This window comes from Pseudomonas mandelii, from assembly GCF_002251635.1.
GTDB lineage: Bacteria > Pseudomonadota > Gammaproteobacteria > Pseudomonadales > Pseudomonadaceae > Aquipseudomonas > Aquipseudomonas mandelii_B.
This window is the reverse complement of the sequence record NZ_NMOJ01000047.1, coordinates 79,807-88,159: the sequence shown is the minus strand read 5'-3', so window position 1 is coordinate 88,159 and position 8,353 is coordinate 79,807. Positions and strand designations below refer to the sequence as shown.

At 60.0% G+C, this 8,353-nt stretch carries 9 protein-coding genes and 2 pseudogenes; 6 read left to right on the top strand and 5 right to left on the bottom strand.

Features of this window, described 5'->3' with window-relative positions; all coding sequences use genetic code 11:
* Positions 1–55: 55 nt before the first annotated feature.
* Together B7L09_RS06975 and B7L09_RS06970 are read right to left on the bottom strand one after the other, a co-directional pair.
* Positions 56–931, bottom strand: coding sequence for an alpha/beta fold hydrolase (locus B7L09_RS06975; protein ID WP_094468294.1), 876 nt, complete (start codon positions 929–931; stop codon positions 56–58).
* A 241-nt stretch (positions 932–1,172) separates the two neighbouring features.
* Complete coding sequence (locus B7L09_RS06970; protein WP_094468293.1) at positions 1,173–1,631, bottom strand: VOC family protein; 459 nt, start codon at positions 1,629–1,631, stop codon at positions 1,173–1,175.
* A 117-nt stretch (positions 1,632–1,748) separates the two neighbouring features.
* Here B7L09_RS06970 and B7L09_RS31285 point away from each other — a divergent pair.
* Positions 1,749–1,838 (top strand): annotated as a pseudogene (locus B7L09_RS31285) (MetQ/NlpA family ABC transporter substrate-binding protein); the annotation flags it as partial.
* Between the two features lie 125 nt (positions 1,839–1,963).
* On the opposite strand, the gene soxR reads toward B7L09_RS31285, so the two are convergent.
* Complete coding sequence (gene soxR, locus B7L09_RS06965) at positions 1,964–2,431, bottom strand: redox-sensitive transcriptional activator SoxR (protein WP_094468292.1); 468 nt, start codon at positions 2,429–2,431, stop codon at positions 1,964–1,966.
* Positions 2,432–2,526: 95 nt separating this feature from the next.
* Here soxR and B7L09_RS06960 point away from each other — a divergent pair, with 95 nt between their 5' ends.
* Positions 2,527–2,898 (top strand): antibiotic biosynthesis monooxygenase, encoded by a 372-nt coding sequence (locus tag B7L09_RS06960; protein WP_094468291.1) that lies wholly within the window; start codon positions 2,527–2,529, stop codon positions 2,896–2,898.
* 4 nt (positions 2,899–2,902) lie between these two features.
* Here the strand turns inward: B7L09_RS06960 and B7L09_RS06955 are convergent.
* A pseudogene (locus B7L09_RS06955) lies at positions 2,903–3,085 on the bottom strand (sigma-54-dependent Fis family transcriptional regulator); the annotation flags it as partial.
* A 122-nt stretch (positions 3,086–3,207) separates the two neighbouring features.
* Between B7L09_RS06955 and B7L09_RS06950 the strand changes: the two are divergent.
* The 4 genes from B7L09_RS06950 (at position 3,208) to B7L09_RS06935 (ending at position 7,430) form a co-directional block, all read left to right on the top strand.
* Entirely contained in the window at positions 3,208–3,477 is a 270-nt protein-coding gene (locus tag B7L09_RS06950; protein ID WP_094468289.1) for a hypothetical protein, read from the top strand.
* Between the two features lie 102 nt (positions 3,478–3,579).
* Positions 3,580–4,194, top strand: coding sequence for a LysE family translocator (locus tag B7L09_RS06945; RefSeq protein ID WP_077747875.1), 615 nt, complete (start codon positions 3,580–3,582; stop codon positions 4,192–4,194).
* A 204-nt stretch (positions 4,195–4,398) separates the two neighbouring features.
* Entirely contained in the window at positions 4,399–5,556 is a 1,158-nt protein-coding gene (locus B7L09_RS06940; RefSeq protein ID WP_094468288.1) for a cysteine desulfurase family protein, read from the top strand.
* Positions 5,557–5,621: 65 nt separating this feature from the next.
* Positions 5,622–7,430, top strand: coding sequence for an aminopeptidase P family protein (locus B7L09_RS06935; protein ID WP_094468287.1), 1,809 nt, complete (start codon positions 5,622–5,624; stop codon positions 7,428–7,430).
* Here B7L09_RS06935 and B7L09_RS06930 read toward each other — a convergent pair.
* A complete protein-coding gene (locus B7L09_RS06930; RefSeq protein ID WP_094468286.1) occupies positions 7,423–8,331 on the bottom strand; it encodes a LysR family transcriptional regulator in 909 nt (302 codons plus the stop codon). The genes B7L09_RS06935 and B7L09_RS06930 overlap by 8 nt on opposite strands.
* Between the last annotated feature and the right edge of the window lie 22 nt (positions 8,332–8,353).

Below are 8,353 nucleotides of genomic sequence, written 5' to 3'. Positions count from 1 at the left end.
CAGAANAAAAGCGTGGCGGCATGAGCCGCCAGCATAGCAGCGGGACGCATCGTGATCAGCGCAGGAAACCCAGCACTTCGGCGAGCAGCAATTCCGGGGTTTCTTCGGCGATGTAATGGCCGGCGGGCAGAGCCTTGCCACGCACGTCGGTGGCCACGTGTTGCCATTCATCGAGCGGCTCGAAACAGCGCCCGACCGTGCCTTCGGCTCCCCACAGCACCAGCAACGGCAGGTGCAGATTTTTACCGGCCTGGATATCGGCGCGATCATGTTCCAGGTCGATGCCGGCGCTGGCGCGGTAGTCCTCGCAGATGCCGCGCGCCGTACCTGGCAGTTGCAGGCAGCGCAGGTATTCGGCGAACGCTTCGGGGGTAAATGGCTTGAGCCCGGCACTGCGGCTGCCCATCACGCTGCGCAGGTACAGCTCGGGGTTGCTCTCGATCAAAGCCTCCGGCAGCGGCGCCGGGCGGATCAGGAAGAACCAGTGCCAGTAGGCGCGGGCGAAAGCTTCGTCGGTCTGGGCGTACATCGCCAGGGTTGGCGCGATATCCAACAGCACCATGCGTTGCACGGCGTTCGGATGGTCCAGCGCCAGGCGATGGGCGACCCGGGCACCACGGTCGTGGGCCAGTACCGAGAACGTGTCAAAGCCCAGGGCCTTCATCAGTTCGACGCNGTCCTTGGCCATTTCTCGTTTGGAGTAATGGGTGTGGTGGTCGTTGGCCGGCGGTTTGCCGCTGTCACCGTAACCGCGCAAGTCGGCGGCGATTACGGTGAAGTGCTCGGCCAGTTGCTCGGCGACNTTGTGCCAGATGACGTGGGTCTGCGGGTGACCGTGCAGCAACAGCAGGCCCGGCCCGCTGCCACCGATGCGGTAGGCAATGTCCACACCGTTGACGTGACGCTGGTCTTTCAGGAATCCGGCGAACATGGGGCGAGTCCTTGTTGTAGTGGCCTGCATCCTGAAAGTGTTGCGCGCCGGGGACAAGGCGCAAAGTGTGGTGCGCTTGTTCATGAAGTGTGTTCGGGGATGCGTGGTGTCAGGGATGCCGCCTTCGCGGGCAAGCCTCGCTCCCACAGGGTTTTGTGTTGTTCCTGGAATTTGTGAACGACACAAAACCCTGTGGGAGCGAGGCTTGCCCGCGAAGAGGTCCGTCCAGACACTGAAGGATTCAACCCTGCTGAAACATCTCCCTGGCCCGCTGCTCAATCTGCTCCTGCGTCAAATCCTCTTTGCGCGTCGCCAGAAACCACAAATGCCCATAGGGATCTTTCAACGTCCCCGAACGGTCGCCATAAAACTGATCCTTGACCTCGGACACCACCGTGCCACCCGCCGCAATCGCCTGTTTATAAGACTTGTCCACATCGTTCACATACAAATGCAGCCCCACGGACGGCGATTTGTCGGGATTGCTCAATGGCCCCTGATCGCACGGCGTACCGAGCATGATCGGGCAATCGCCAATCCTCAACTCGGCGTGACCAATCCCGCCATCCGGCATGGACAGACGCATGACTTCGGTGGCGCCAAAAGCCTTCTTGTAGAACTCGATGGCTTCGGCGGCGTTGTCGATGCCCATATAAGGCGTGATGCTGTGATAACCCTCGGGAATGGGTTTGACGCTCATGACGGTTCTCCCTTGTTGTTGTGAATTGAAGGTGTTCCTTCGCCGATTTCCGGTCGGATAACTATAGGTCAGCCCCTTTTGCGCCACCGAGTGCCCGACGAGCAGCAGCGCCACTGTTTGCAGAAACTGGCCAAGGCATTGAAATCGGATGAGGTTCGGCAGTTCATCCTGACCCGCTACAAAGGGCAGATTGCGCTGGGGTTCTAAGCTTCGGTTGACCATGAGGACGCCATCGCGGGCAAGCCACGCTCCCACAGAGTTTGTGTCGTTTATAAAAATTGAGAACGACACAAAACCTGTGGGAGCGTGGCTTGCCCGCGATGGCCGCACCACTATTGCGAATCTGTCCTCGATCCAAGCAGCTGCGCTCCCGGCCCCTGTTCCCCCAGCACATCGCCAGAATTACGCAACGGACACGCCTCCATCGACAGACACCCGCAGCCGATACAGCCATTGAGCTTGTCCCGCAGCAAGGTCAATTGACTGATCCGCTCATCCAGATCCCGGCTCCACTGCGCCGACATCACCTTCCAGTCCGCCGCCGTCGGCGCCCGGTTATCCGGCAAGGCTTTCAGAGCCCCGCCAATCTCCGCCAACGGAATCCCCAGCCGCTGCGCGACTTTGATCAACGCGACCCGCCGCAGCACTTCCCGCGGATAACGCCGCTGGTTGCCCTGGTTGCGGTTGCTTTTGATCAAACCCTTGGACTCGTAAAAGTGCAGCGCCGTGACCGCCACGCCGCTGCGCGCGGCCAATTGGCCGACGGTGAGTTCCTTGTGCAGATGTTCCGAGGTGATCATTTGAAAAATGCCTCTTGACCTCTAGTTAACTCGAGGTTTTACCCTGCAAGCCTTCGGATCGCAAGGTCCGGCTTTCACGTCAGTGGGGACTCTTCATGCAAACGCCAGAGAAAAATCGCAGCTTCACCCAGTTGATCGAATTCGAGATCGAACCCCATCAGCAACCTGCGTTGGTGTCGGCCTTGTCAAAGCAGACCGAGCGACTGGCCCAAGGCTACAGCGGGTTTTTGAGTGCGAGCATCCAGGCCAGCGATGACGGCCGGCGGGTGCTCAACTACCTGCAATGGCAAACCCGCGAGGCGGGGGAGGCCGCGTTTCAGAGTTTTGAAAGCGGCGAGCAGGATTTCTGGCAGCTGATTCGCGCGCATCAGGCGAAAACCGTGACCTTCGGCTCGTTCCAGGTGCTGCACAGTCTGGAACGTAGCCCCGACGACGCGTTGCACTGCAATCTGGTGCATTTGAGGTAAGTGCTTAGATCGACAATTGCATCAGGCGTTCGCCTTGCACGTTTTCCGTGGGCCGGCGCTTGTTCACCGCCAANTCGCCGATCTTGATCAGGCGTGTGCGCGTGACGTTGCGGCTCAAGCCCAGCAGGGCAGCGGTGTGCACCTGGTTGTAATGGCTGAAGCGATACGCCGCGCGCAACAANGCGTCNTCNTGGCTGAACGTCATTAGCCTAATTCGATAGCCACTATCGAGAGCGTTGATTTCTGCCCGTCGAAGGGGGCGAGTAGCCTGTGTTCATTGCCCCGAACCCAGATGCCAGGACGCCACCCATGAAACCTCTAATCGCCACTTTCTTGCTGCTTGCGGTCTCCGTTCTTGCCGGATGTGCCAGCCATGTTTCGCCTGAATTGCGGCCCTACACCGCTGAAGAAAGTCGGGAACTGGCGCTGGAAGACTTGAATCGTCGCGGTTTGTCCTTCGACGAGTACCATGCGAAAAAAGCCGAATTGCTCGGCCAGCCGCAAAAATCGTTCAGTTTCGACAAACAAGGCGAAATGAACGCCGAACGTGCTGTACAGCTTCACGGTCGTCCAAGCTGATCTAAAACTGTACCGTTCGAAGTTTCACGTAACTGTCCATGGGTTTCCCTCGGGGCGTGCGATAGGGTCAACACCTGACTGACCCTGATTGGACTGCCGCTCATGACGCTCTCGCTCGATCTGCTGCTGGGCTTCGCCCTGTTTGCCCTCGTCACCTCGATTACCCCCGGCCCCAACAACACCATGTTGCTGGCATCGGGCGTGAACTTCGGCTTTCACCGCACCATTCCGCACATGCTGGGCATTACTTGCGGCTTCTTTGTGCTCGTCCTCGCGGTCGGTTTCGGCCTCGGTGCCGTGTTTCAAACCTATCCTTTGCTCTATACGGTTCTGCGCTATGTGGGCGCGGCGTACTTGCTGTACCTGGCGTGGAAAATCGCCCATTCCGGTCCGGTCTCCGAGAGTGAAAAGGGCGACAGCAAACCCATCAGCTATCTCGGCGCGGCGGCGTTTCAGTGGGTCAATCCCAAGGCGTGGATCATGGCCATCGGTGCCATCAGCACCTACACGCCGATGCAGGGCTACTTCACCAATGTGATCGTGATTGCTGCGGTCTTTGCCTTGATCAACCTGCCGAGCGTCGGGGTCTGGGCCGGTTGCGGCACTTTGTTGCGCAATGTGTTGAAGGATCGTCGCTGGTTGCGGCTGTTCAACTGGGGCATGGCCTTGCTGTTGGTGGCTTCGCTGTATCCGTTGTTGCTCGAGAGCTTTAGCTGACACATCGCTTCAACCGGTTGGCCGATGCCTGTTAAGCTCGACTTCAGGAGCGTTCCTACGCACTTTTAAATGAAGTTGTACTTCTTTAACGGCCTCCGATCAGGTATTTCTAACGCTCTGAACGGTCGGCGCAACTCACGAGGTTGCGCTTTGAGCGTTCAGTGACGAGCCTCCTGATCCCGGAACATGCTCTGCGAGTTTTCTATGAATAAACGTCCGTTGTATTTCGACTACGCCGCCACCACGCCGGTGGATGAGCGGGTCATCCAGGTGATGGTCGAGTGCCTGGGTTTCAACGGAAACTTTGGCAACCCGGCGTCCAGCTCCCATGCGTTCGGCCAGCAGGCCCGGCAAACGGTCGAGCAGGCGCGGCGCCAGGTCGCCGAACTGGTCGGCGCTCAGGCGGACCAGATCGTCTGGACGTCCGGCGCCACTGAATCCAACAACCTCGCGATCAAGGGCGTGGCCCAGGCGCGTGGTGTGGCAGGTGGGCATGTCATCACCAGCCAGATCGAACACAAAGCAATTCTCGACACGGCGAAGCAGTTGCAGGACGCCGGCGTTGCCGTGACGTATCTGGTGCCTGACGCCGAGGGCCTGATTACCCCGCAAGCGGTCAGCGAGGCGATGCGCGAGGACACCTTTCTGGTGTCGCTGATGCTGGTCAACAACGAACTGGGCACGGTCAATGACATCGCGGCCATCGGCCAGATCGTGCGTGATCGTGATGCGTTGTTCCATGTCGACGCCGCCCAGGGCGCGGGCAAAGTGGCAATCGATCTGGCCCGCTTGCCGGTAGACCTGATGTCGTTTTCGGCGCACAAGATCTATGGCCCTAAAGGCATCGGCGCCCTGTACGTCGGCCCGCGCGCGCAACAGCGTTTGCTGGCGCAGATTCACGGCGGCGGTCACGAGGGCGGTTTGCGTTCAGGGACCCTGGCGACTCACCAGATCGCCGCCATGGGCGTCGCCTTCGCCCTGGCCGCCGCTGCGTTCGAGGAAGAAAAAGCGACCATCGTGCGGCTGCGCGAACGCTTGCTCGAGCAACTGCTCAGCATCCCCGGTGTCCGGCTCAATGGCAGCCCGACCCAACGCATTCCCCATACCCTGAGCCTGACCTTCAACGAAGGCGAGTTCAATTCTGCGGCGCTGAGCAACTCGATCGCGTTTTCCGCGACCTCGGCCTGTAACTCCGCCAGCAATGCTCCGTCCCATGTGCTGCTGGCCATGGGGCATGACGCCCGCTCGGCGGGTCGCACGATTCGCTTGAGCCTCGGCCGGTTCACCTCCGAACAGGATGTCGACCAAGCGGCACAACTGATTAAAGCGGCCTGCGCCAGTGCTCCGGCATTTTGGCAATAAGGCCTGAAAGTGCCGGCATTGATCGGCACTCAACAATAATGATGAAGTGATTAGCAGGAGACATGATGAGTACGCAGCCTTCGATCAATGGATCGGTGCCCCAACGTTTGGCGCAAACCCGCGAGCTGATGAGCCGGGAGGGCATTCATGCCCTGCTGGTGCCGTCGGCCGATCCGCACTTGTCGGAATACCTGCCGGGCTATTGGCAAGGGCGGCAGTGGTTGTCGGGCTTTCATGGCTCGGTCGGCACNNTGATTGTCACCGCAGATTTCGCCGGTGTTTGGGCCGACAGCCGTTACTGGGAACAGGCGACCAAGGAACTCAACGGCAGCGGCATCGAGCTGGTCAAGCTGCAACCGGGCCAGCCTGGCCCGCTGGACTGGTTGGCCGAGCAAACCCTTGAAGGCGGCGTGGTCGCGGTGGATGGCGCGGTGATGGCCGTGGCGTCGGCGCGGACGCTGGGCGGCAAACTCGAAGAACGTGGCGCACGTCTGCGCACCGACATCGACCTGTTGAGCGAAGTCTGGAGCGACCGTCCGACGCTGCCGAATGAGCCGATCTACCAGCACTTGCCGCCGCAGGCAACTGTCAGCCGGGGTGAAAAACTCGCGAAGTTGCGCGAGGTGTTGAAAGATCGCGGTGCTGACTGGCACTTCATTGCAACCCTCGATGACATCGCCTGGCTGTTCAACCTGCGTGGCGGTGATGTGTCGTTCAACCCGGTGTTCGTGTCCTTTGCCCTGATCAATCAGCAGCAGGCCACTTTGTTTGTCGCGCTGAGCAAGGTCGATGCCGAACTGCGCGCGATACTGGAGCAGGATGGCGTGACCCTGCGCGATTACAGCGAAGTGGCTGCCGCCTTGAGCGCCGTGCCGAGCGGCGCGAGCCTGCAAGTCGACCCGGCGCGCGTGACGGCGGGTTTGCTGGATAACCTGAACAGCGGCGTGAAACTGGTCGAAGGTCTGAACCCGACCACGTTGGCCAAATCGCAGAAGAGCCTGGCCGATGCCGAGCACATTCGTCAGGCCATGGAGCAGGACGGCGCGGCGCTGTGTGAATTCTTCACCTGGCTGGATTCGGCGTTGGGTCGTGAACGCATCACTGAACTGACCATCGACGAACACCTGACGGCCGCGCGTACCCGTCGCCCTGATTATGTATCGCTGAGTTTCAACACCATTGCTGCATTCAATGCCAACGGTGCGATGCCGCATTACCACGCCACTGAAGAAGAGCATGCGCTGATCGAAGGCGATGGTTTGCTGTTGATTGACTCGGGCGGCCAGTACCTGGGCGGCACCACGGATATCACGCGGATGGTGCCGATCGGCACGCCGACGGATGAGCAGAAACGCGATTGCACGCGGGTGCTCAAAGGCGTGATCGCCTTGTCCCGTGCGCAATTCCCTAAAGGCATTCTCTCGCCGTTGCTGGATTCGATTGCGCGTGCGCCGATCTGGGCTGAAGGTGTGGACTACGGCCATGGTACGGGTCACGGCGTAGGCTACTTCCTCAACGTTCACGAAGGTCCGCAGGTCATCGCCTATCAGGCCGCCGCCGCCCCGCAAACGGCGATGCAGCCGGGCATGATCACGTCGATCGAGCCGGGCACTTACCGCCCGGGCCGTTGGGGTGTGCGCATCGAAAACCTGGTGTTGAACACCGAAGCGGGCAAGAGTGAATTCGGCGAGTTCCTGAAATTCGAAACCCTGACCCTGTGCCCGATCGACACCCGCTGCCTCGAACCGTCGCTGCTGACCCTGGACGAGAAGCAATGGTTTAACGCCTATCACGCCGAGGTGCGCGAGCGCTTGAGCCCGTTGCTGGATGGTGCGGCACTTGAGTGGTTGAATACCCGCACCGCGGCTATTTGACCGGTTGGAGCTCAGGCGCTGTTTCGAGCGCCTGACTCATGTAGTCGACAAAGGCTTTGACCCTGGCGGATTGGCGACGATTCGCCGGGGACACGGCATGAATGGGCAGCGACTGCGCGGTGTAGTCCTGCAAAATCGCAGTCACTCGCCCGGCGTTCAGATCCTCGCTGAACAACCACACCGGCGACAACGCAATCCCCAATCCTCCCAGCACCATCTCGCGGATCGCCTCGGAGTTGTTGCTTTGCGCGTTTCCCTTGATGCGTACTTCGTGACGTTGGGCACCTCTCTCGTAAACCCATAGGTTCTGACTGTTCAGCAGGTTGAATTGCAGGCAATTGTGTCCGCGCAGTTCTTCTGGTGTTTGCGGCTGGCCGTGTTGCTTGAGGTAGTCCGGCGCTGCGACGGTCACCCGGTACGTGGTGCCGATGCGGCGGGCGATGAGGCCGCTGTCGGTCAATTCGCCGATCCTGAATGTAACGTCCAGGCCTTCGCTGACCGGGTCCTGATTCTGGTCACTGAGCTGCAGGTCTATCTGCACCTGGGGATGTTGTTTCAGAAACTCAGGAAGCCGCGGTGCAATCTGCAAACGCCCGAAACTGACCGAGGAACCGATCTTCAGGTTGCCGGCAACGGTTTCGCGTCCTGATTGAAAACTGTGTTCCGCCGCGTCCACGGCCGCGAGGATTTGTCGGCACTCGCTGTAGTACCGCTGACCTTCGTCAGTCAGCGAGAGTTGGCGCGTGCTGCGGGAAATCAGCTTCCCGCCCAGCTCGGTTTCCAGCGCCCTTAACACTTTGCTGATGGTCGGCTGGCTGGTCTGCATCTCCCTGGCAACGGCAGAAAAGCTGCCGCGCTCGACGACCCGGACGAAGATGGCCATTGCATTGAGTTTGTCCATGGGGTTTCTCATTGATGCCATA

Excerpts from the sequence above, each read along its gene's own strand:
- B7L09_RS06970 (WP_094468293.1), bottom strand. The coding sequence starts at position 1,631 with ATGAGCGTCAAACCCATTCCCGAGGGTTATCACAGCATCACGCCTTAT.
- soxR (WP_094468292.1), bottom strand. The coding sequence starts at position 2,431 with ATGATCACCTCGGAACATCTGCACAAGGAACTCACCGTCGGCCAATTG.
- B7L09_RS06960 (WP_094468291.1), top strand. The coding sequence starts at position 2,527 with ATGCAAACGCCAGAGAAAAATCGCAGCTTCACCCAGTTGATCGAATTC.
- B7L09_RS06950 (WP_094468289.1), top strand. The coding sequence starts at position 3,208 with ATGAAACCTCTAATCGCCACTTTCTTGCTGCTTGCGGTCTCCGTTCTT.
- B7L09_RS06945 (WP_077747875.1), top strand. The coding sequence starts at position 3,580 with ATGACGCTCTCGCTCGATCTGCTGCTGGGCTTCGCCCTGTTTGCCCTC.
- B7L09_RS06940 (WP_094468288.1), top strand. The coding sequence starts at position 4,399 with ATGAATAAACGTCCGTTGTATTTCGACTACGCCGCCACCACGCCGGTG.
- B7L09_RS06930 (WP_094468286.1), bottom strand. The coding sequence starts at position 8,331 with ATGGACAAACTCAATGCAATGGCCATCTTCGTCCGGGTCGTCGAGCGC.